Annotated in this window: 18 protein-coding genes; 4 read left to right on the top strand and 14 right to left on the bottom strand. The window is 63.9% G+C overall.

What is annotated here, in order from left to right; translation table 11 throughout:
* Nucleotides 1-1,179, bottom strand: coding sequence for a CapA family protein (locus tag ACT7DV_RS15020; RefSeq protein ID WP_444663750.1), 1,179 nt, complete (start codon nt 1,177-1,179; stop codon nt 1-3).
* Nucleotides 1,180-1,255: 76 nt separating this feature from the next.
* Between ACT7DV_RS15020 and ACT7DV_RS15015 the strand changes: the two genes are divergently transcribed.
* Both ACT7DV_RS15015 and ACT7DV_RS15010 read left to right on the top strand, forming a co-directional pair.
* Nucleotides 1,256-3,268, top strand: a complete 2,013-nt coding sequence (locus tag ACT7DV_RS15015; protein WP_444663748.1) for a M3 family metallopeptidase — start codon at nt 1,256-1,258, stop codon at nt 3,266-3,268.
* Nucleotides 3,268-4,035: a GNAT family N-acetyltransferase gene (locus ACT7DV_RS15010; protein ID WP_444663746.1), complete on the top strand. Its 768-nt coding sequence runs from the start codon at nt 3,268-3,270 to the stop codon at nt 4,033-4,035. The genes ACT7DV_RS15015 and ACT7DV_RS15010 overlap by 1 nt, the downstream gene beginning before the upstream one ends.
* Nucleotides 4,036-4,127: 92 nt before the next feature.
* Here ACT7DV_RS15010 and ACT7DV_RS15005 read toward each other — a convergent pair whose 3' ends face one another.
* From ACT7DV_RS15005 to ACT7DV_RS14945, 13 genes are all read right to left on the bottom strand, one after another.
* Nucleotides 4,128-4,688, bottom strand: coding sequence for a dihydrofolate reductase family protein (locus ACT7DV_RS15005; protein WP_444663744.1), 561 nt, complete (start codon nt 4,686-4,688; stop codon nt 4,128-4,130).
* 337 nt (nt 4,689-5,025) lie between these two features.
* Nucleotides 5,026-5,925, bottom strand: coding sequence for a pyridoxal 5'-phosphate synthase lyase subunit PdxS (gene pdxS, locus ACT7DV_RS15000; protein WP_444663742.1), 900 nt, complete (start codon nt 5,923-5,925; stop codon nt 5,026-5,028).
* 345 nt (nt 5,926-6,270) lie between these two features.
* Nucleotides 6,271-7,935: an ABC transporter permease gene (locus tag ACT7DV_RS14995; protein ID WP_444663740.1), complete on the bottom strand. Its 1,665-nt coding sequence runs from the start codon at nt 7,933-7,935 to the stop codon at nt 6,271-6,273.
* Complete coding sequence (locus tag ACT7DV_RS14990) at nt 7,932-8,864, bottom strand: ABC transporter ATP-binding protein (protein WP_444663738.1); 933 nt, start codon at nt 8,862-8,864, stop codon at nt 7,932-7,934. The genes ACT7DV_RS14995 and ACT7DV_RS14990 overlap by 4 nt, the downstream gene beginning before the upstream one ends.
* Before the next feature lie 10 nt (nt 8,865-8,874).
* Nucleotides 8,875-9,546 (bottom strand): TetR family transcriptional regulator, encoded by a 672-nt coding sequence (locus ACT7DV_RS14985; protein ID WP_444663736.1) that lies wholly within the window; start codon nt 9,544-9,546, stop codon nt 8,875-8,877.
* 88 nt (nt 9,547-9,634) lie between these two features.
* Nucleotides 9,635-10,351 carry a dethiobiotin synthase gene (bioD, locus tag ACT7DV_RS14980; protein WP_444663734.1) on the bottom strand — a complete coding sequence of 239 codons (717 nt, stop codon included), beginning with the start codon at nt 10,349-10,351 and terminating at the stop codon, nt 9,635-9,637.
* On the bottom strand, nt 10,348-11,544 hold the full coding sequence (locus ACT7DV_RS14975) for a cytochrome P450 (RefSeq protein WP_444663732.1): 1,197 nt from the start codon (nt 11,542-11,544) through the stop codon (nt 10,348-10,350). The genes bioD and ACT7DV_RS14975 overlap by 4 nt, the downstream gene beginning before the upstream one ends.
* Entirely contained in the window at nt 11,541-12,722 is a 1,182-nt protein-coding gene (locus ACT7DV_RS14970; protein WP_444663730.1) for an aminotransferase class I/II-fold pyridoxal phosphate-dependent enzyme, read from the bottom strand. The genes ACT7DV_RS14975 and ACT7DV_RS14970 overlap by 4 nt, the downstream gene beginning before the upstream one ends.
* A gap of 1 nt (nt 12,723) precedes the next feature.
* Nucleotides 12,724-14,103 (bottom strand): adenosylmethionine--8-amino-7-oxononanoate transaminase, encoded by a 1,380-nt coding sequence (gene bioA / locus ACT7DV_RS14965; protein ID WP_444663728.1) that lies wholly within the window; start codon nt 14,101-14,103, stop codon nt 12,724-12,726.
* Nucleotides 14,100-15,341: a biotin synthase BioB gene (bioB, locus tag ACT7DV_RS14960; protein WP_444663727.1), complete on the bottom strand. Its 1,242-nt coding sequence runs from the start codon at nt 15,339-15,341 to the stop codon at nt 14,100-14,102. Before bioB ends, bioA begins: the two co-directional genes overlap by 4 nt.
* Nucleotides 15,342-15,618: 277 nt before the next feature.
* Nucleotides 15,619-16,173, bottom strand: a complete 555-nt coding sequence (locus ACT7DV_RS14955; RefSeq protein WP_444663725.1) for an HIT family protein — start codon at nt 16,171-16,173, stop codon at nt 15,619-15,621.
* 24 nt (nt 16,174-16,197) lie between these two features.
* A complete protein-coding gene (thrS, locus tag ACT7DV_RS14950) occupies nt 16,198-18,213 on the bottom strand; it encodes a threonine--tRNA ligase (protein WP_444663723.1) in 2,016 nt (671 codons plus the stop codon).
* Between the two features lie 108 nt (nt 18,214-18,321).
* On the bottom strand, nt 18,322-18,969 hold the full coding sequence (locus tag ACT7DV_RS14945; protein ID WP_444663721.1) for a helix-turn-helix domain-containing protein: 648 nt from the start codon (nt 18,967-18,969) through the stop codon (nt 18,322-18,324).
* Nucleotides 18,970-19,049: 80 nt separating this feature from the next.
* Here ACT7DV_RS14945 and ACT7DV_RS14940 point away from each other — a divergent pair, with 80 nt between their 5' ends.
* Both ACT7DV_RS14940 and ACT7DV_RS14935 read left to right on the top strand, forming a co-directional pair.
* Nucleotides 19,050-20,429 carry an MFS transporter gene (locus tag ACT7DV_RS14940; protein WP_444663720.1) on the top strand — a complete coding sequence of 460 codons (1,380 nt, stop codon included), beginning with the start codon at nt 19,050-19,052 and terminating at the stop codon, nt 20,427-20,429.
* 11 nt (nt 20,430-20,440) lie between these two features.
* The gene (locus tag ACT7DV_RS14935; RefSeq protein WP_444663718.1) at nt 20,441-20,617 is read left to right on the top strand and encodes a hypothetical protein; all 177 of its coding nucleotides are present in this window, start codon (nt 20,441-20,443) and stop codon (nt 20,615-20,617) included.
* Nucleotides 20,618-20,652: the final 35 nt, after the last annotated feature.

The following is a 20,652-nucleotide window of genomic DNA, read 5'->3' as shown; positions in this document are numbered from 1 at the left end:
TTATTCGATTTTCCAGTCCTCCAGGCCATCATCGAATGCGCCGTAGGCATTTACGGTGGCCGTCGTCCGGGCTAGTGATGCCTTGGCATCGGCTTCGGGCAAGCAAGCCGATGCTTCGAAGACCTGGCACCATGCCACCGGTGATTGCGAGAGCATATGCGGCACCCATTGAAGTTGTGAAACTTTCCAGTCACCCGACTTCTCATCGTGGCTGAACGTTGCCTTGACGCTGATTCCTTCTCGGTTCAAGATGGTTTTTGTCGCATGCTTGGCCACCGAATTTCCCAGCCCGTAGACGATCCAGGTGCCATCGTGTTTTTCGATTGGCAGAGCCGAATGCGTGTGGTGCATGTAGATGAAGTCGAAGACTCCAGATTCGGCCAGCTCTCGGCCCAGTTTGCGCTGTTGGGCAGTTGGCCTGTTCGAATATTCAGTGCCATCGTGAATTGCGGCCACCACGATGTCAGCACCATCCTGGCGCGCCGATTTTCCACGCTGTATCAGCTTTTGCGCGTCGACTCCGGTATCGACCTGCCAGTCGGCGACCTCTGGCAGGCCATTGAGCGAGAACGTACTGGCAATCACGCCGAGCTTGATGCCGTCGATCTGCATGATCGGCGGTTCCTGTGCTTCCTTCATGCTGCGGTATGACCCGGTGGCAAATAGCTTTTGCTCCTCCAGAGCGTCCAGGGTCCTGTTCACCCCACTGGTTCCGGCGTCGACTGTGTGGTTGGTGGCAGTGGTGCAGCCGTCATAGCCGATGGATTTGAGATCGGAGAGAATCTGCGCAGGGACAGTGAACCGGGGATAGCCGGAGTACGGTGGCGCACCGATGGGGGTTTCGAGATTGCATAGGGCGGCATCTGCGTCGTTCGCATAGGGCTTCAGGCCCGCAAGCAAAGCAGAAAAATCGTACTCCTTCCCGTTGCCGGACTTGGCAGCGCTGCGAGCCTGCTCGAGCAGCGGAGGATGCAACAAGACATCTCCGGTAACCATGAGCGAAAACTCTTTCGGTTCGCTGGTTGCACCGGACTCGGGAGCAGGGGTGCTTGCCATCGCAGGCTTGGAAGGGCGGGGGTCTTCGTCCGGCTCGACGCTTGCCGAGCATCCTGCCAGCAGTACCGAAAGCAGTACGCCGGCGGCCAAGGAACCGCAGGACAGAGGCAGACGTGAGCGCATGCCTAGACCCTATCCCAGCAAGCTATCAGGGGTGTAAATGCAAGCTAAATCACGTTGCCTGTGAAAACCTATGCTTATGCAAAATCCGCTCCTGGCACCCAGCGCCAACCCCTATCAATGGCCAGCATTCGACGTTCTCACTGCCGAACACTATTTGGAAGCGGCCAAACTCGGCGCCGCAGAACAGCGCGCCGAATTGCAGCACATCATCGAAGAGCAAAGTGCACCCGACTTTGCCAACACGTTCCTGGCGCTGGAAGCCAGCGGACAAGTGCTGCGCCGTTCGATGATGACCTATTTCAGTGTCCTTTCGGCCCACGGAACCGAACCGATCAGGGCCATCCAGACCGAGATGTCATCGATCTTCAGCGCCCAAGAAGACGAGATCTACCTAAACCAGGCTTTGTATTCGCGTTTACAAGCCGCAGATTGTTCCCGACTGGTTGGTGAAGACGCACGCCTGGCCGAGCAAACGCTCAAGGCTTTCAGGCTGGCTGGCGCTGATCTGGATGAAGTCCAGAAGCAGCAGCTGAAGCAGCTCAACGCGCAGCTCTCCGAGCTCTCCAGCCAGTTCTCCAATCGCGTACTGGAAAACCAAAACGCCCATGCAGTCCATTTCGACTCGGCTGACGAGCTGGACGGCCTGTCATCACAGGCCCTCGAATCCGCAGCGCAAGCGGCAAAGCAGGCCGGCCATTCGGCAGGATATCTTCTGCCATTGGTCTCCCCTACGCAGCAGCCGGTTCTGGAGTCATTGACCAGCGGCGAAGCGCGGCGCAAGGTATTTGCCGCATCCATCTCACGCGGGATCACCGAAAACCCCACGCTCCAGCTGGCCGCAGATATGGCGAAGCTACGTGCTGAACGTGCAGCCCTGCTGGGTTTTGCAAACCACGCTGAAACGGTGCTGGCCCAAGCGACAGCGCCATCAACCGCGGCAGTTGAACAACGCCTCGCCGAGTTGACCAAGGCGGCAACTGCCAACGCGCGCAAAGAAGCTGAGGTGCTGGGCAGCATTGCCGGCCACGAAGTTCAGGCGTGGGATTGGAAGTTCTACTCCAACCAGGTCTTGCGTGAACAGTATGCCGTGGACTCCGAGTCGCTGCGCAATTACTTTGAACTTGATCGCGTGCTGGTCGATGGCGTTTTTGCCACCGCTACCAAGCTCTACGGCATCACCTTCGCTGAGCGTTTTGACCTGCCTGCCTATCACGAGCAGGTTCGAGTCTTCGAAGTTTTTGATGCCGACGGAAGCCCGCTGGCACTCTACACCGGTGACTATCTGGCCCGCGAAACGAAGAAGGGCGGCGCCTGGATGACCAGTCTTCGTGATGCCGCCTCCTATTTCGACGAACGTCCAATTGTCACCAATACCTTGAACATTTCGGTTCCTGCCCCTGGAGATCCGGTATTGCTCACCCTGGATGAAGCCAATACGCTCTTCCACGAGTTCGGCCACGCCCTGCATGGCATGTTCTCCAACGGGAAGTATGCTTCGCTTTCGGGCACCTCGGTCCCCCGGGATTTTGTTGAATTCCCTTCACAGGTCAATGAGATGTGGGTACTGGATCAGCAGGTGCTGCCCGGCTATGCCGTGCATCATCAATCCGGAGAGCAACTGGATGATGAAACCATTGCCAGGATCCGTGCAGCAGGACTGTGGGGCCAGGGGTTTGCCACGACCGAGTATCTGGCCGCGAGCGTTCTGGACTGGGCTTGGCACACCATTGGCCCGGATACGGTCATTGATGATCCCGTGGCATTCGAGCAGCAGGTTCTTGCTGACGCCGGCTTTGATGCCGACTTGATTCCGCCACGCTATCGGACCGGTTATTTCCAGCACATTTTCGCCAATGGCTACTCCGCTGGCTACTACTCCTACATCTGGAGCGAGGTGCTCGATGCCGACACTGTGCAGTGGTTCGAGGAAAATGGCGGCCTGATGCGCGAAAATGGTAATCGGTTCCGTGAGGAACTGCTTTCGCGCGGAAATACGCGCGACCCCCTAGAGTCCTACGAATTATTCCGCGGCCGCACCGCACGGGTAGAACCGCTGCTGCGCCGTCGAGGATTGGTGAACGCAGAATAATGACGACGATTGCCTCCGCACAGGAAGCACTGAGCCACTGGCATCAGGCACTAGCAGTTGCCACCGGCGGCAAGATCTTTACCACTCACGGGTGCTCGTGGGCATGGCAGCCGGTGCGCAAGCGCCTGATCCTGCTGTTCCCCGAGCATCCCGAACAAGCCGGGTTGCGCCCGGCTCTGGCCGAAGGCCACCGCCTGGGTGCCAGGCGGGTGGAAGCCTGGATGAATTCCGGGGCCGACGCCGCCGAGCTGAAAGCCACCGGCTTTTCCGACAATGCCCAGGTCTCCTGGCATGCCGGCCCGCTGGCGATCCCGATGGATCGCTGGGCCGGCAAGATCCGCCTGGGCAACAACGTGCCCGAGGCCGCCGGGGCGGATGCTGCCGAACTGAACGTGACCAACCTGTGGCGCGAAACCAGCTCGCAGCTCTCCAGTGGCCACCCGGCCCTGCGCCGGGTAGAGCACGCACTGGCGCGCACCGATGAGGGCGAGATTGTCGGGCGCGGTTTTGCCCAGCAGGGCTTGGGCGGGCAGCTGATGGTGCACTCGCTGGCCGTGGGCAAGGAGCACCGCCGCCACGGCGTGGGCACCGCGCTGCTCCATGGGCTCTCGCGCTCGATGATCAACCCGCTCTCACCGCCTGATGAGGAAGTCCCGCAGGAGCTGCTGGCTGCGGCCACGCCATCCAGCGCCGATTTCTTCAGCGCCAACGGGCTGAAGCTGCTGGGCCGCGGGCGCCATATGGTGCTTCGCTCCTGGAACCAGTAGCGGTCTGTCCAACCTGCCAAAGCAGCGAGCCGGCCACGGGAAACCTCCCGTGGCCGGCTCGCTGCTTTTAGCACTCCGCGCTCAACACAGGGTCATGAGGCCCGGCGCACCCGATAGACCAAACGCGCAAAAGGTCCTGCTTGCCTCGCCTCGGCCAGTTCCAGCCGGTCGCTGCCAATGTTCCTCGGCAGCAGCGGCGCCCCGCCGGCCAAGGCCGCGGGCGCGATGGTCAGGGCCAAAGTATCGATCGCATCGATATCGAGGAATTGGCCGAGCAGTTCTCCCCCGCCGAGCACCCAGATGTTCTTCTCTCCCGCCGCGCCGCGGATCTGGGGCAGCACCCCGGCAACCGGGCCATTGACCAGGCGCACGTCGGCCCCTTCCGGGATCGGCAGCTCGCGCGAGGTGAACACATAGGTGGTGATTCCCGGGTAGTAGTCCTGCCACTTGTCAGGGTTCTCGATGAGCCGTTCATGCTCGAGCAGCCACAGGTAGGTGGAGGCGCCTTCCACGTGAACGCCGACGTTGCCAGGCAGCAGGTCCGGGTCGGGCTCGTGCGCTCCGGGAACTTCGAAAAGCCACTGCAGGCTGTGGTTTTCATCGGCCAGGTAGCCGTTCAGCGTGACGGCCGCGTCGAAAATGATCTCGCTCATGGGCTTCAGTCTGCCACAGCTGCGTGTCAGGGCGGGTGGCCGTCGCGGTTGAGCCTGCGTACTCGGCTCCGACGCTCACGCCGCGGAGAAATTCCAGTGCATCGGCACTAGAACTGCCCGGCACTGGCAGCTAGGTGGTGAATGTCAGCCCGGAGGTGGACTGCACCGCGAGAACCTCGTAGCCGATCGCCATCTTCCCCGCCACAGGGTGGACCATGCGCTAGGTGCCACTAATGTGCAGGAATTGAAGTCCGCGGCAGCTGCATCAAGACTGAAAAGCACGGGCCCGCCCACCGGAATTCGGTGGCACGGACCCGTGCTTTTCGCTGTGCAGTGATTACCAGCCGCGCTCCGAAAGGCGGTGAGGCACTGGCACGTCGGCGACGTTGATGCCGACCATGGCTTCGCCCAGGCCGCGGGAGATCTTGGCCAGCTCGTCAGGGTTGTCGAAGAACGTGGTGGCCTTCACGATGGCTTCGGCGCGCTGCACCGGGTTGCCGGACTTGAAGATGCCCGAGCCGACGAACACGCCGTCTGCGCCCAGCTGCATCATCATCGCAGCGTCGGCCGGGGTGGCAATGCCGCCCGCGGTGAACAGCACTACTGGCAGCTTGCCGGTGTGCGCGATTTCCTTGACCAGCTCGTATGGTGCCTGCAATTCCTTGGCGGCAACGTACAGCTCGTCTTCTGGAAGGGCGGCGAGCTTGGCGATCTCGGCGCGGATCTTGCGCATGTGCCCGGTGGCGTTCGAGACGTCGCCGGTGCCCGCTTCGCCCTTGGAGCGGATCATGGCAGCACCTTCATTGATGCGGCGCAGGGCTTCGCCCAGGTTGGTTGCACCGCAGACGAATGGCACGGTGAATGGCCACTTGTCGATGTGGTTCTCGTAGTCAGCTGGGGAGAGCACCTCGGACTCGTCGATGTAGTCCACGCCCAGGGACTGCAGGATCTGCGCCTCGACGAAGTGGCCGATGCGGGCCTTGGCCATGACCGGGATGGAGACCTCGGCAATGATGCCATCGATCATGTCCGGGTCGCTCATGCGCGATACGCCGCCCTGGGCACGAATATCTGCAGGAACACGCTCCAGAGCCATGACTGCAACGGCACCTGCATCTTCAGCGATGCGGGCCTGCTCGGGAGTGACCACGTCCATGATGACGCCGCCCTTGAGCATTTCGGCCATTCCGCGCTTGACGCGTTCCGAACCGACGACGGAGTTCTGAGTGTTAGACATGGGAGAGCTGATTCCTTTCGGCAAAGCAAAACTGCCGCCAGAATTCCCGGCCTGTGTTGCTACAGAACCGATCGGCGGCGGAAAGTACTCAATAATCGTAGGATCTGCCCACTTTATTACCGCGCGTGTGTCGTAACATTGTTACGATAGTCGACTTCTCCACTGATTTGCGGTGACGGCGTAACATTCGGAGATTTGCGATGCCCCTTATCAGCAGGTGTTTTTGCGAAACACGGGTGCGCTGGGCCATTCCCCCACCAAGGGACACAAAGCCGGTTCGCGGATCCCATGCACGCGCGAAGCACTGCGCTGTTGCGGTCTTGCTGCGATGCCCGCCCTCGGCATCTAGGCGCCCAGGACATCTCGGCGGTTGAACCGGGCCATGCCGGCCGCCGCGAGCACAAGCGATATCAGCACGAGCACCACCAGCGGGGTCCAGCTCAATTCCTCTGCCGGTACGCGCGCGATGGCGCCGAAGGGGGTCAAGCGGATGGCATCTTGCGACAGCGAGAAGATCCCGCCGAACATGGCCGCCATCGCCGACAGCCCGTAGACGGACCAGGTGATCGCTGTGGCGAGGCGCGGAAGGAAGCCGAAGGCCAGCAGCTGCAGGCCCAGCATCGACAGCACTGCCGGCCAGAAAGCGAGGCAGGCACCGGCCAGCTGCCCTGGATCCCCTGCTCCTTGGGAGGATGCACCGGTCAGGGCCCCGGCAAGCAGCAGCATCAGCCCCGAGCCAAGCACCGCTATCAGCAGGTGCGCGCCGAGCCACCTGCCACGGGACAAGGCCCCGGCAAGCTGCTGTTCGAGCCGGCCGCTCTCTTCCTCGCTGCGCGCTGCACCCAGGCACTGGGTGGCAAAAGCTGCGGCCAGCAATGCATTGAACGCCACGAAGATGCCAAGCACCCCGTCGAGCATGCTGTGCCCGGTGCCGACAAAATTGCGGGCGAAGGGGTTCTCGGGATCCAGCAGCGTGCCCATGGACCGTGCGACAGAGCCGAAGAACAGCCCGGATACCGCTGCACCGATGAGCCAGCCGATCAGCGAAGATCGCTGCAGGCGCAGCGCCAGTCCCAGCGCTGTCGTGGTGAAGGGGCCGGCAAAGGATGCTCCCCGGCGTTCGGGCAAAATGCCCGAGCCCAAATCCCGCGAGCTGTCGATGCGCAACGCCACGAGGCAACCGGCAGCGCCCAGGACGGCCAGGGCCATCAGCGGCCACCAACTGTCCTCCCCGTAGGCGCGCATGTTCTGCGCCCAGCCAATGGGCGAGAACCAGCTCAGCGCGCTGGGGGCCATGCCCTCGGCCTGCAGATCGGCTCCCGCGCGGATGAAGTAGAACAGGCCGATCAGTGCCACTGCCAGCGAGTTCGCTCCACGGCTGGTCGAGGCGAGCTGGCCGCAGATGGCCGCCAATCCGATGAAGGCCAGGCCGGTGCCGGCGATCGAGGCACCCATGATCCAGCTGCCGGCCGCCGGCAGCGCAACCGACAGGCACAGCAGGCTGATGAGCAATCCGGTCAGCAGGCACAGTCCTGCGGAGACCAGATAGTTCGCGCTCGGGTAGGCGTGGCGTCCCAGTGCGGTGGCGCGCAGCAATTCGGTGCGCCCTGCTTCCTCTTCGGCGCGGCCATTGCAGGTGACCAGGAAGACCACGGCGAAGGCCAAAGCCACGGCCAGCGTCATCCAGATCTTGATGACCAGGATGCCTCCCAGCGAACCCGCGGCGTAGGGCAGGCCGGTCATGGCAGCCACGGCCGGGGTGTTGGCCACCTGGGCATAGGCATCGCGCGCTTGCTGCGTGGGGAAAGCCTGCTGCTGGGAGTCGTAGACAATCGGAATCATCGACGCCAGCACCAGCGCCCAGAGGCCCAGGCGCAGCCAATTGCGGCGAAGGATGAACCATGCGGCTGTCCCGGCGCCGGCCAGCGTGCTGGTGCCGCGGGCCGAGGTGGCCGGTTGCCCCAGGTTTTCTGCCGCAGCATGGCGCCCATGGGCGGTGCCCGTAGTCATCGCACCCCACCTCCCCGGGCAGCCACCGGTGTTGGCCCCTGGTCCGAGTAGTGGCGCAGGAACAGGTCCTCCAGCGACGGCGGGGTGCTGACCAGGTTGCGCGGCGAATACTGCGCCAAGGCTGCAAGGACACCGGACAGCTGCTCCGGGTCGACGCTGAAGCTCGCCGTAGTGCCCGAGAGCTTGAAATCCTCGATGCCCTCAACTGCCGCAAGGCTGGCTGCGGCGCCGGAGACTTCAACGGTGACTTCGGTGCGCTGCAGGTGGCGCAGGTCGGAGAGGCGGCCAGCCTCAACGGTCTGCCCGTCGCGGATGATGGTCACGGTATCGCAGAGCTTTTCCACTTCGGCGAAGATATGGCTGGAGAGCAGCACGCTGCGCCCCTCTGCGGCGGCTTCGCGGATGCAGGAGGTGAAGACCTGCTCCATCAGCGGGTCCAGGCCCGAGGTCGGCTCATCGAGCAGCAGCAGTTCTGCCCGCGAGGACAGCGCGGCGATCAGGGCGACCTTCTGGCGGTTGCCCTTGGAATAGCTGCGGGCTTTCTTGGAGGGATCAAGGTCGAAGCGTTCAAGCAGCTGGCTGCGGCGTTGTTCATCGACCCGCCCGTGCAGCTTTGACAGGATGCTGATCGCCTGTCCCCCGGTGAGGTTGGGCCAGAGGTTCACCTCGCCCGGGACATAGGCCACGCGGCGGTGCAGGGCCACCGCATCGGCCCAGGGGTCGGCGCCGAGCATCCGGGCTGTTCCCCCGTCGGCCTTCAGCAATCCCAGCAGGATGCGGATGGTCGTGGATTTTCCCGCGCCGTTGGGCCCCAGGAACCCGGCAACCTGGCCGGTGTCCACTCGCAGGTCCAATCCTGACAGGGCGGCGGCGCGCCCGAAATTCTTGTGCAGTCCGCTCACTTCAATGGCCTGCTTGGTGGTGGCCATGGTGTGCTCCTTACCGGGGTTCGGCAGTTCCCGCGGATCCCGCGGGCGGGACGTCGGCTGCGCCGGAGGCCAGGTACTCGTTGAGGTAGGCCGGGTCGGTGAACAGCCCTTCGGAATAGAGTTCCAGTGTTGGCAGGGCAACTTGCGCATAGTATTCCTGCATCACGGTAGCGAAGTCTTCTGGATCCTGCGGCGGGTTCAGCGCGAAGTGCAATACCAGCGCACCCAGGGATTGCAGGACCAGAAAGCGTGCCCGCGCCGGCTCATTGCGGCTGGGGACGATCAGCCCGCGCGAAACGGCCCGATCCAATAAGGCAAGCGCCTCTTCGATCAGCTGGCCGGTGAACTGCGTCCCCGCCTGCGCGCCCTCGCGCACCGAGCGCAGAATGTACAGAATCAGCACCCCGCCTTCTCTGGAGCTGGGCAGATTGCTGAACACCTGCTGGGGACTGGCCGCCAGGGAATCCTCTTTCATGCGGCGGTAGCGCTCGAGCACCGTGGCGTCGCATTCTGCCCGCAGCGCCTGCTTGGACCCAAAGTGGTGGCGCACGAGTCCCGCGGTGACGTTGGCACGCGTTGCGATCGCCCGCAGGGATACATCAAATCCCTGCGCGGCGAAGGCCTCGATTGCCGCATCGCGCAACCTGGCCCGGCCTGTCAGATCCTGCTCAGCTGTACTCACGTATAGGAGGCTACGCCTGTGTATAGCGGTTGGCAATGGGTATTTTTAGCCCAGTTCCACCGGCCCGGTTCCGCGTTCGCCGACCCGTTCAGCTTCCCGCCCCGGCGGGCGGGATCGACAGCGATAATCCGGCGCTGAGAAGTTGTTCCTTGATATTTTCGTTCATCCCGAGCTCTGGAATCGCTCCGCCGAAGTGCCACCGGTGATGCTCTGCTTGCGCCCGGAGGTTCTGCAAATTCCTGCAATGCAGGGCCGTGGGATGCTCGGGGAAGCTGCCCAGCAGCAGCGTTCCGCGGCTAAAGCCCCGATTAACCGCCGCCTCAAGGGTCAGGGCCGTATGGTTCAAGGTTCCCAAATCCGGGCGGGTGACGACCACTAGGCGGGCATCCACCGCGCTGGCAAGATCCGCGATATTCGCGCCTTCCGGGCACAGGGTGACAAGCAGTCCCCCGGCGCCCTCAACCAGGACCGTGTCATATTCTGCGGCGAGCCTGCGAATCCGTTCGCAATGCTCAGCGAGCCCGGGAAGCGCCTGGACCGCGCCCTGGCCTCCGGCCACCAGCGCTGCATCCACCGGGGCCATGGGCTCGCGCAGCCGCACCCCTTCTGCGGTGCTCAACCGCTCTGGATCATCCAGCCATGCTGCAATGTTCCGGACATCGCCGGGTTCGCTTTCCTGCACTCCGGTTTGCGTTGGCTTGTAGATGGCCACGGCGCGTCCTTGGGCCAGCTCCCGGGCCGCCAGGGCCGCCGTTGCGACGGTTTTTCCCACATCGGTGCCGGTCCCTGAAATGACATGGATCATGCGCTGGCGCTCCCGGTTTTCCTGCTCCGGGTGATGACCGCTTCGGGTGCCTGGAAGGAAATAAGGTAGCGCCAGCGGGGGCTCGGATCGCTGAGCTCGATGCCAGGCAGCGCCGCTGCGGCCTGTTGAACCACCACCCCGGTTTCCATCCGGGCAAGGCCTGCGCCGAGGCAGCGATGCAGCCCCTGCCCGAAGACTAGGGAATCGTCGCCCGAGGCGGCCACGTCCCCGCCGGAGAGGCGAAGCAGCAGCTCGTCCCCGGCAGCGAAGCTGTGGCCAACAAGAGAAATATCGCGCAGTGCGATACGGCGCCAGGTGGGCACGGAGGATGCCCGCAGCAGCACCTCGTGCACCACGCGTTCGCTGGCTGAAACTCCGCCGTCCGCCGCGGCGCAGCTGGACCAGTGCCCGTCGCGCATGGCGGTGAACAGGGCACTTTGGATGAGCATTGCGGTGGTCTCCTGGCCGGCGATCCCCAGGAAATAGGCCAGCGAGACGATGCGGGCGCGATCCACCCCGGCGTGGTGCAGGGCGGAATAGAGGTTGCCGTCATCGCGGGTTGTGGCCTCTTCGACGGACCTGCGAAGCCACGCATGGTACGCAACCGCGCTGTGCGCCAGCTCCTGCTGCCGATGGGCTCCGGGCCAGCCCCAGAACAATTCCAGCGAGTCCTTGCTCCAGGCCTTGAGCTGGTCGAGGGGTGGCAGCGGTGTTCCGGTCATCCGCGCCATCACCTCTGGCGGGATGACGGCGGCGAGTTCGTTGGCGAGGTCCAGTTCTTCACCCAGCTGATAGCGGCCGCGCAAGTTCAGGCACAGTTCGCGGGTGCGCTGCGCGATAAACTCGCGCTGCGCAGCAACCTTTGCGGGGCTGAAGAATCCGGCAACCACCTTCCTGACGGCACGGTGCCCGGCACCGGAGGCACTGGCCAGCACCGGCGGCAGGGCAAAGCGCCCACGGGCAAGGACGCGCAACGTGGCAGGTTCCAGGTCCACCGCCGCCTGCAGGGCGTTGGCAGGAGTGAATTCCTCGGCATGGCGCAGGATCTCTCGGACCAGTTGGGGATCCTCGATGCTGCGATAGCGTTCGCTGATCCGCGGCGGGAGCACCTTCTCCAGCGGCTGGGCCAGCGGGGCCGCGCTGGTGGCCGAAGGTTCGGGAGCCAGAGATGTTCGGGCGAAAGGGCAGTTCATGATTCCACGTCGCTAATGATTCGGGCCATAACCTTCAGGGCTGTGGCAAGCTCGGCAGGGTCTTGCTGCGCATGGGCGGCCAGGCGCAGACGCGAGATTCCATCGGGAACACTCGGCGGCCTGAAACAGGAAACTGCGATGCCGTGTTCGCGCAGCAGCGCTGCGGCCAAGAAGGCCTGCTGCGGGGATTTCATGCGCACCGATTGCACCGCGCCAGCGGCCTGCTCAACCCGGCCAGCCAGGTTCTCCTCGGCATTCAGCAAGCTCCGGATGATCAGGGCGTTGGCTGCGAGGCCTGAGATTCTTTCCCCGGTGGCCAGCTCCAGCGCCGCATGGGCGGCCGCCGCGGCGGCCGGGGCCAGGGCCGTGTCGAAGATGAAGGTGCGGGCGGTATTGAGCAGGTGCTCGCGCCACAATTCGGCCCGGCTGCCGCCGAAGAGCACCGCTCCGCCCTGGGCCCCGAGCGCCTTGGACAAGGTGGCGGTGACCAGGACGTTCTCCGCCTGGGCCAGCCCGGCAGCGTTCACGGCCGAACCGGCCGGCACGGTGGCCAGCGAGTGCGCCTCGTCAATGAGCAGCAGGGCGTTGTACTGCGCGCACAGTTCGGCCAGCTGTTGCAGCGGGGCGGCATCGCCGAGCACCGAGTACACCGACTCCACCACCACAACCACCCGGGGCTTCGGGGCGGGCGATTGGGCGTTGGCCTGCAATTTGGCGCGCGCTTCATCGAGGTTGTTGTGTTCGAAGCGTGCAGTGCCCGCCCCGGAAAGCCTGGCCCCGTCGATCAGGCTCGCGTGGGCGTGGGCGTCGAGCAGCATCAGGCTGCCGGGACCGCCCAAGGCGCCCAGCAGGCCCAGGTTCGCGCAGTATCCGCTGGAGAATACCAGTGCCTGGCTTCGGCCGGTGTACCGGCTGAGCTCCGCCTCCAGCTCCCGGTGGATCTGCCAGGTTCCGCTGGCAACACGGCTGGCCGTGGCTCCGGCGCCCAGACAGTTGATCGCACCGATGGCCGCCTGGCGCACCCGTGGATGCGAACTGAGCCCCAGATAGTCATTGGACGCCAGGTCGAACAGTGCGTGGCGCGAGTTGTCGCTGCGCTGCATGTCCCTGGCGGTGCGCACTGCGGACCGGGTGCGCAGCCAAGCGTCCCAGCTCGCGGTGGTGGCAAGGGTTGTCATCTCATCCTCCGTGGACCTGGTCGATGGCGCCGTACAGCGCGTCGCCCAATTGCTGCAGCTGGCCGTCGGTGCAAATGTAGGGAGGCATGACATACACCAGGTCCCGGAAGGGCCGGATCCAGGCGCCGCGTTCGACCGCGGCGGCAGTCAGCGCTGCGACCTGGACGGGTTGGTGCAGCTGGATCACCCCGACCCCGCCCAGCACGCGCACCGCTTTGACCTGCGGCAGGGTGCGTGCCGGCGCCAGCGAGCCGCGCAGCCCGCGTTCCAGCCGCGCCACCTGCGATTGCCAGGGTGCTGGCCGCTCCGGCGCGCCGGAGCCGAAATCCGTGGCCGGGCCGGCTCCGGTGAGTAGGTCCAGCGAGGCGATGGCGATGGCGCAGGCCAGCGGATTGCCCATGAACGTGGGGCCGTGCAGCAACGCCGACGCACCGCGCGCGGCGGCCAGCGCCTGGGCCACGCGCCCCGAGCAAAGCATGGCGGCCAGCGACAGGTAGCCGCCGGTCAGCGCCTTGCCCACGCACATGATGTCCGGCTCCACCTGGGCATGCTGCACCGCAAACATCCTTCCGGTGCGCCCGAATCCCGTGGCGATCTCGTCGGCGATGAGCAGCAGGCCGTGTTCATCTGCAATCTCGCGCAACAGCGCAATGGCCTGCGGCGGGTAGATGAACATGCCGCCAGCGCCCTGCAGGACCGGTTCGACAATGATGCCCGCCAGTTCATGCGCATGGGCCGCCGCGATGCCCCGTGCCCCGGATGCCCAGGCGTCGAATTCCCCTTGGTCATAGATCCAGTTGCCGTCCGCCGTGCGCTCTGCGGCGGGCGGGCGGGGCAGAAATAGCTGCTCGCTGCACAGCGGCGTGAAGGCCGAGTGCATGCCATCGACCGGGTCGCAGACGCTCATCGCGGCAAAGGTGTCCCCGTGGTAGCCTCCGCGCAGCGCCAGGAACCGCTGGCGTCCAGGGGCTCCGCAGGCCTCCTGGTACTGCAAAGCGAGCTTCAGCGCCACCTCGACGCTGATGGATCCGGAGTCGGCCAGGAACACATGGCGCAAATTCTGCGGGGTAATGGCCACGAGCCGTTCGGCCAGCTCGATCGCCGGTTCGTGGGTCAGGCCCCCGAACATGACGTGGCTGAATTTCTCGATCTGTGCGTGCGCCGCGGCGTCTAGGACCGGGTTGCGGTAGCCGTGCACCATCGACCACCAGGAAGCCATGCCATCCACGACCCGGTGCTCGGTGTCGGCGCGATCGTGCAGCAGGAGTTCTGCACCCTGCGCGCCCTTTACCGCGTAGTGCGCTCCCGCGTCCACGGGCGCATAGGGGTGCCAGAGCAGCCCCGCATCCCTGTCCAGCAGGTTTTCGGCCAGGGTTTTCACGCGTTGGGCCCTTCCATGGTGCCAGCTCCGCGGCGGCGCAGCACTGGTTCGCGCCCGGCCGCGGCCCCGCAGCCTGCCGCCCCTGATTGAGCCGGTGCGCATCCGGTTCCGCAGCCCGAGCCGCAGCCGCCGGCGCGTTCTTCTTCGGCGGGGGCCGGAGGTGCGGCATGAGCGGCGTCCTGCAAGCGGCGGGCCACCTCGGACGGGCTGGTGGACTCTTGCCCCAGGACAACAAAGCCCGCGTCGGCAATCATCTGCAGGTCCTTGGCCGCGCCCTGGCCTTCGCTGGTGAGATAGTCGCCAAGGAAAATCGAGTTGGCGGCTTCCAGTGCGGTGGACTGCAATGAGCGCAGGTGCATCTCGCGGCCGCCGGCAATGCGCAGCTCCTTGTCCGGACAGGCCATGCGCACCAGTGCGAGGATGCGCAGGCAGGCCATCGGGGTCAGCAGCCAGGTGCCCTGCATCGGGGTTCCGTCGAAAGGCATGAGGAAGTTGACCGGGATGGATTCGGAGCCCAGATCACGCAGCGCGAAGATCGCTTCCACCAACTGCTCGGGTGTTTCCCCCATGCCCACGATGAGCCCGGAACAAGAGGAGAGTCCCGCGGACTGGGCCTGTTCCACCGTCTTGACCCGATCCTGGTAGCTATGCGAGGTGCAGATCTCAGGGTAGAGGGATTCGGAGGTGTTCAGGTTGTGGTTGTAGGCATCGGCCCCGGCGTCCTTGAGCCTGGCGGCCTGGCCGTCCTTGAGGATGCCCAGGCAGGCGCAGACCTCGACCTGCGGGTGCTCGTCCTTGAGCTGTTCGACCATCGTGGCCACCCGGTCCACATCGCGGTCGGTCGGCCCCTTGCCGGAAGCGACCATGCAGACCCGCGAGGCGCCGCCGGCAATGCCGAATCCGGCCTGGGCCACCGCTTCATCGGGTTTGAGCCAGGTGTATTTGAGGATCTCGGCGGTGGATCCAAGGCGCTGCGAGCAGTAGGTGCAGTCTTCGGGGCAGAGGCCGGACTTGAGGTTGACCAGGTAGTTGACCTTGACGGTGTTCCCGAAGTGCTGGCGGCGCAGGATTCCGGCAGCGCAGATCAATGGCATCGTGGCGGAATCCGGTGTTGCGAGAATGCCCAGGGCTTCGGATTCGGTGATGCGGTGTCCGGCGAGGATCTTTTCGGCGAGCTGTCCGGGGTTCAGTCGGTTCTCCCCCGGCGCTTGGGCAGGGTTTGCGATGTTCAAGTTCATGGGTGCCTTTCCATCCGGTACACCGTGAGCCTGCCTGGGTCTGCGGTCTTCTCCGGACCCGGACAACTCTTGAACGGTGTTCAATTCCTATTGGATACACACCCTACACCCTGATCATCATGTTCTTGAACACTGTTCAGTGATGTGTCATGGCGCTCCTGCATCAACCGGCGTTCCAAGCGCCACGGCACCACTTGCCTTCCTCCTGATTCCGGGCAACGCGCTCATTGATCTTTGGGTCCGCCAGATCAGGCGGTGCGATCAAGGCAGGTTCGCCTCATTGGTTCCAGGCTGTGGCAATTGCGTCGCGCACCTCGGACAGCGTCTGGGGAATGGCCTTGGTCTGCGCGATGATCGGGAAGAAATTCCCGTCCCCGCTCCACCGTGGCACCACATGCTGATGCAGGTGGGCAGCGATGCCAGCTCCCCCGGCTTCGCCCTGGTTCATGCCCAGGTTGAAGCCCGAGGGGTTGGACACCTTGCGCAGCACCCGCATGGAATGCTGGGCCAGGGCCGCCATTTCCGCCGTTTCCTCCACCGTGATGTCGGTGTAGTTCGGCACATGGCGGTACGGGCAGATCAGCAGGTGGCCCGGGTTGTACGGGAAGAGGTTCAGGATCACGAAGCAGGTTTCCCCGCGGTGCACGATCAGCGCCTCTTCATCCGTGCGCTGCGGACCGGCACAGAACGGGCAGCTGGCCTCGTCCTTGACCTGGTCCTGCCCGCCCTTGATGTAGGCCATGCGATAGGGAGTCCACAGCCGCTGGAACGAATCCGGCACTCCGGCGAGTTCAAAGTCGTCGGTGACGGACTGGTCTGCTTGCTCCTGCATGCTCAATGGACTCCCTATCCCCTGCTAGTTGCTGTTATCGCGGCTCTTGATGGCTTCAACGATGCGGGCTACCGCCTCGTCGACAGGAACCTGGTTCTCCTGGCTGCCATCGCGGAAGCGGAAGGACACGGCATTCGCATCGGCATCTTCGCCACCGGCGATGAGCACAAACGGAATCTTGTCCTTGGACGCGTTGCGGATCTTCTTCGGGAAGCGATCCGAGGAGTCATCCAGCTCCACTCGGACACCCTGCGCCTTGAGCTTCGCGACAACCTCGGAGAGGTAGTCGTTGAAGGCCTCGGCCACCGGGATGGCGCGAACCTGCACCGGCGAGAGCCATGCCGGGAAAGCGCCTGCGTAGTGCTCGGTCAGCACTCCGAGGAAGCGCTCGATGGAGCCGAACTTGGCGGCGTGGATCATCACCGGTTCCTGGCGGGAGCCGTCGGCAGCCTGGTACTCCAAGCCGAAGCGCGCCGGCTGGTTGAAGTCGTACTGCACGGTGCCCATCTGCCAGGTGCGGCCGATGGCATCCTTGGCCTGGACCGAGATCTTCGGACCGTAGAAGGCGGCTCCACCCGGGTCGGCAACCAGCTCGACGCCGGTTTCGGTGGCAACGCGCTCCAGCACGGCGGTGGCTTCTTCCCACTGCTCGTCCGAGCCGATGAACTTGTCCGACTCGGGATCGCGGGTGGACAGCTCCAGGTAGAAGTCGTCCATGCCGAAGTCCTTGAGCAGGGAGAGCATGAAGTTCAGCAGGTGCTCAACTTCGGCCGGTGCCTGATCCTTGGTGACGTAGGAGTGCGAGTCGTCCTGGGCGAAACCGCGCACGCGGGTCAGGCCGTGGACCACGCCGGACTTCTCGTAGCGGTAGACGTGGCCGAACTCGAACAAGCGCAGCGGCAGTTCGCGGTAGCTGCGTCCGCGGCCGCGGAAGATCAGGTTGTGCATCGGGCAGTTCATGGCCTTCAGCCGGTATTCCTGGCCCTGCTTGGTGATGTTGCCATCTTCATCGCGTTCTTCATCGATGTGCAGCGCCGGGAACATGGTGTCCGCGTAGTACGGCAGGTGGCCCGAGGTGTGGAACAGCCCGTCCTTGGAGATGTGCGGGGTGCCCACGTACTGGAAGCCCTCTTCCACGTGGCGGTCGCGCACGTAGTCTTCCATCTCGCGCTTGATGATGCCGCCCTTGGGGTGGAACACCGGCAGGCCCGAACCCAGCTCATCCGGGAAGGAGAACAGATCCAGCTCGGCACCGAGCTTGCGGTGGTCGCGGCGCTCGGCCTCGGCCAGGCGCTCCTGGTAGGCCTTGAGGTCTTCCTTGGTCGGCCAGGCGGTGCCGTAGATGCGCTGCAGCTGCTTGTTCTTCTCGCTGCCCAGCCAGTAGGCGGCGGCCGAACGGGTCAGTGCGAACGCGTTCTTGATCAGCTTGGTGTTCGGCAGGTGCGGGCCGCGGCACAGGTCCTTCCACACGATGTCGCCGGACTTGCGGTCGACATTGTCATAGATGGTGGTTTCGCCGGCGGCCACCTCAACGGTGACGCCCTCGCCCGAGGTGTCCTCCGAGTCGGCCTTGGCCAGCAGCTCGCACTTGTAGGGCTCGTTGGCCATTTCGGCCTTGGCTTCTTCCGGCGACACCTCGCGGCGCGCAAAGAGCTGGTTCTGGTTGACGATCTTGAGCATCATCTTTTCCAGCTGCTTCAGATCTTCGGGGGTGAACGGCTCGGCGACGTCGAAGTCGAAGTAGAAACCGTCGGTGATGTACGGGCCAATGCCCAGCTTGGCATCGGGGCGCAGCTGCTGCACAGCTTGGGCCATGACGTGGGCAGTCGAGTGACGCAGCACCTCCAACCCTTCTGGGTCGGTGATGGTGACACGGGTGACGGTGCTACCGGCTTCCAGTTCGCGGGCCAGGTCGCGCAATACGCCGTCGACGTGCATAACAACCACGTCTTTCTGCTCGGCGTAGTGCTGCAGACCGGTTGTTCCCGCGTCCACCTGTACCTGCTCGCCATCGATGGTGAGAGTCAGCTGCTCGCTCATGAGATCGGGTTCTACCTTTCAATCTGGGATGGCTTCATAGCTTGTGGCATACCTTGGCCACAGCCAGCCAGAATCCAGTTTAGTTCAGCACCCCGCCCGAGCGCGCGTTCACTTCGGGTTTTGCGATGATTGCTGGCCTGCATGTGACTCGTTCAACAGCGATTCGGCATTGAGCAAGGTCATCACGTGCCAGATTTCGCGGTCCCCGGCCGGCTGGGAGCTGTGGACCTTGCCATCCTCCAGGTCCTTCCGGAACGCCGGGATGACCTTCTCCAGGCGGCGGATCAGCTCACGCATTTCATCCATGGTGAGCATCAGGTCGCTGGTCATCATGCGGGCCTTGGCCTCGCCGGCTTCTTCGCCGGAATAGTGGCGTCCGCCGTGGACCATGGCGGCATGCAGGCGCCGCTGCTCGTCATTGATGACCTGCCCGAGATAGGCACCCATGGCCATTCCGGATGGATCGTCTTCCCGCTCCCCCACCTCGCCGGTGGTGTACGCAACGGCAGCCGACTTCCAAACCCGGTCGCGCTTGTCCCGCGCGAGCTCCGGGACCTCGACAATCATCTCGGCCTTGGCTAATTCGCGCAGGTGGAAGCTGATCTTGTTCGCCGGTATATCCAGCACCTGTGCCATGTCCGCCGCGCGGGCCGACCCCATGGCCGATAGCGTATTGAGAATCTGCCGGCGCAGCGGGTTGGCAATCGCCTTAAGCATTGGCGTAGTGAACGTGACCAGCGACTCGTTATTGCTCATGTGCACAGCTTAGCAATCCCCCAAATAAAGTTGCGCAAATTCTATTGCGCAACTTTATTTGCGGACTTACAGTGGATTCCATGACCACGACCCAGCCCAGCGGCCGCCCAGAGACCGCGGCGATTGACGCAAGCCCACTGCCCCCGTTGCGTGCGCAGAAAAATTACCGCAGGTGGTTGCTGGCGGACTCCTCGGCGCTGCTTTCGGGCGGCATCTATGGGTTCATCTTCCCCTTGATGCTGCTGGCAGCCACCGGCTCGCCGGTGCTGGCCGGATCCTTGGCTGCGCTGGGGATGGCAGCCAGGGCCAGCGTTATATTGGCCGGCGGCGCCATGGCGGACCGCACCGACAAGGCCCGGATGATCGTGATCGGGAGCTTGTGCGGCGCAGCGGTGACCACGGCCTTGGCTCTTGGCATCGGCTCTGGTTCGCTGCCGGTTCCCCTGTTATGCCTCGCCCATGTCCTGATGGAATTGCGCGGCGGATACTTTGGCTCAACAACCAATGCCGCCCTCAAGGATCTGGTGCACCCGAAACAGCTCGGCCGCGCGATGGCTGCCAACCAAGGCCGCGACTCGGTGCTGATGCTCGGCTCCGCTCCCCTTGGCGGTGTCTTGCTCGGATTCGGCGGTGGCATTGCCCTGCTTGCCGTAGCTGTCCTGAATTTGATTGCTGCGGCCAGCGGGTTTGCCCTGCGCCGGCCTCTGCGGGCCGCACAGCAATCCTTCCGGGAACGAGGCGAGGCCGGCGCTGGCGGCGAAGAGAAAGTCGCCCACGGAATTCTGGCCGGCATGCGCTGGTGTTTTTCCCGCCCGCAACTACGAGCGCTGCTGATTCTGATTACGGTCGTCAACGTCGGCGTCAACGGGTTGATGACCACTCTGATCTATGGGCTGGAGCAGCGTTCGGAAGCTCCGTGGATCATTGGGCTGGCATCGACGTGCATGGGCGCTGGAATGCTGATCGGCTCGCTGGCGGCGACCTCGCTCATTGAAAAATTCCGCAGCGGGCTTCTGGCTTGCAATTGCCTCACTCTTCTTGGCGCAGCCATGCTCCTCATCGGGTTTAACACGAACCTGTTGTGGATGGGCTCCATGCTGTTGCTTAGTTTCCTGAGCGTCCCTGCGCTCAACGCCGCAGTCGGCGGATACTTCATGGCATGCGTCCCCCAGGACATGTCCGGGCGAGCGAATTCCTTGATTACCTTCATGGCCCTGGCCGCCTTGCCTTTGGCACCGCTGGCCACCGGGCTCGGCCTGGAGTGGGTTGGCATGGGCCCAACACTCATTTTTTTCGGAGCATTGGTTTCCTTGGCTGCCATCTTGGCCTGGCTTTCGCCACAGGTCCGAGGGATCCCTCGCCCCGAGCATTGGGCTCCTGCCGCATCTCCAGCACCGACTGAACGCGCCAGTTCCGATGATTCCCCAGAAGTCCCCGCCCCAGCGACACCCACCGAATAGGAGTACCCGACGTGACTTCCGATCCCACTGCACCCGGTGAATCCCGGCTCAAGCGATCAGCCCTCAAACGCATGTTCAGCAGCGAAAAGCGTTACCGCCATTCTTCTGCGTTGGAGCGCCAGAACAACGATGTGGTTGCCCGAATGAGGTATCAAGTGCTGCGCAACGAGCAATGGATCTATTTATAGGGACGCAGGAAAAGTCTTGAAAGATCCTCTAATCC

The organism is Glutamicibacter sp. TV12E, assembly GCF_052441935.1.
Taxonomy (GTDB): Bacteria; Actinomycetota; Actinomycetes; order Actinomycetales; family Micrococcaceae; genus Glutamicibacter.
Note: the sequence above shows the minus strand (reverse complement) of the source record. Positions and strands in the feature narration are given on the sequence as shown.

Bases quoted from the DNA above. Each gene is read 5' to 3' on its own strand.
- ACT7DV_RS15020 (WP_444663750.1), bottom strand. From the start codon at position 1,179: ATGCGCTCACGTCTGCCTCTGTCCTGCGGTTCCTTGGCCGCCGGCGTA.
- ACT7DV_RS15015 (WP_444663748.1), top strand. From the start codon at position 1,256: ATGCAAAATCCGCTCCTGGCACCCAGCGCCAACCCCTATCAATGGCCA.
- ACT7DV_RS15010 (WP_444663746.1), top strand. From the start codon at position 3,268: ATGACGACGATTGCCTCCGCACAGGAAGCACTGAGCCACTGGCATCAG.
- ACT7DV_RS15005 (WP_444663744.1), bottom strand. From the start codon at position 4,688: ATGAGCGAGATCATTTTCGACGCGGCCGTCACGCTGAACGGCTACCTG.
- pdxS (WP_444663742.1), bottom strand. From the start codon at position 5,925: ATGTCTAACACTCAGAACTCCGTCGTCGGTTCGGAACGCGTCAAGCGC.
- ACT7DV_RS14995 (WP_444663740.1), bottom strand. From the start codon at position 7,935: ATGACTACGGGCACCGCCCATGGGCGCCATGCTGCGGCAGAAAACCTG.
- ACT7DV_RS14990 (WP_444663738.1), bottom strand. From the start codon at position 8,864: ATGGCCACCACCAAGCAGGCCATTGAAGTGAGCGGACTGCACAAGAAT.
- bioD (WP_444663734.1), bottom strand. From the start codon at position 10,351: ATGATCCATGTCATTTCAGGGACCGGCACCGATGTGGGAAAAACCGTC.
- ACT7DV_RS14975 (WP_444663732.1), bottom strand. From the start codon at position 11,544: ATGAACTGCCCTTTCGCCCGAACATCTCTGGCTCCCGAACCTTCGGCC.
- ACT7DV_RS14970 (WP_444663730.1), bottom strand. From the start codon at position 12,722: ATGACAACCCTTGCCACCACCGCGAGCTGGGACGCTTGGCTGCGCACC.
- bioB (WP_444663727.1), bottom strand. From the start codon at position 15,341: ATGAACTTGAACATCGCAAACCCTGCCCAAGCGCCGGGGGAGAACCGA.
- ACT7DV_RS14955 (WP_444663725.1), bottom strand. From the start codon at position 16,173: ATGCAGGAGCAAGCAGACCAGTCCGTCACCGACGACTTTGAACTCGCC.
- thrS (WP_444663723.1), bottom strand. From the start codon at position 18,213: ATGAGCGAGCAGCTGACTCTCACCATCGATGGCGAGCAGGTACAGGTG.
- ACT7DV_RS14945 (WP_444663721.1), bottom strand. From the start codon at position 18,969: ATGAGCAATAACGAGTCGCTGGTCACGTTCACTACGCCAATGCTTAAG.
- ACT7DV_RS14940 (WP_444663720.1), top strand. From the start codon at position 19,050: ATGACCACGACCCAGCCCAGCGGCCGCCCAGAGACCGCGGCGATTGAC.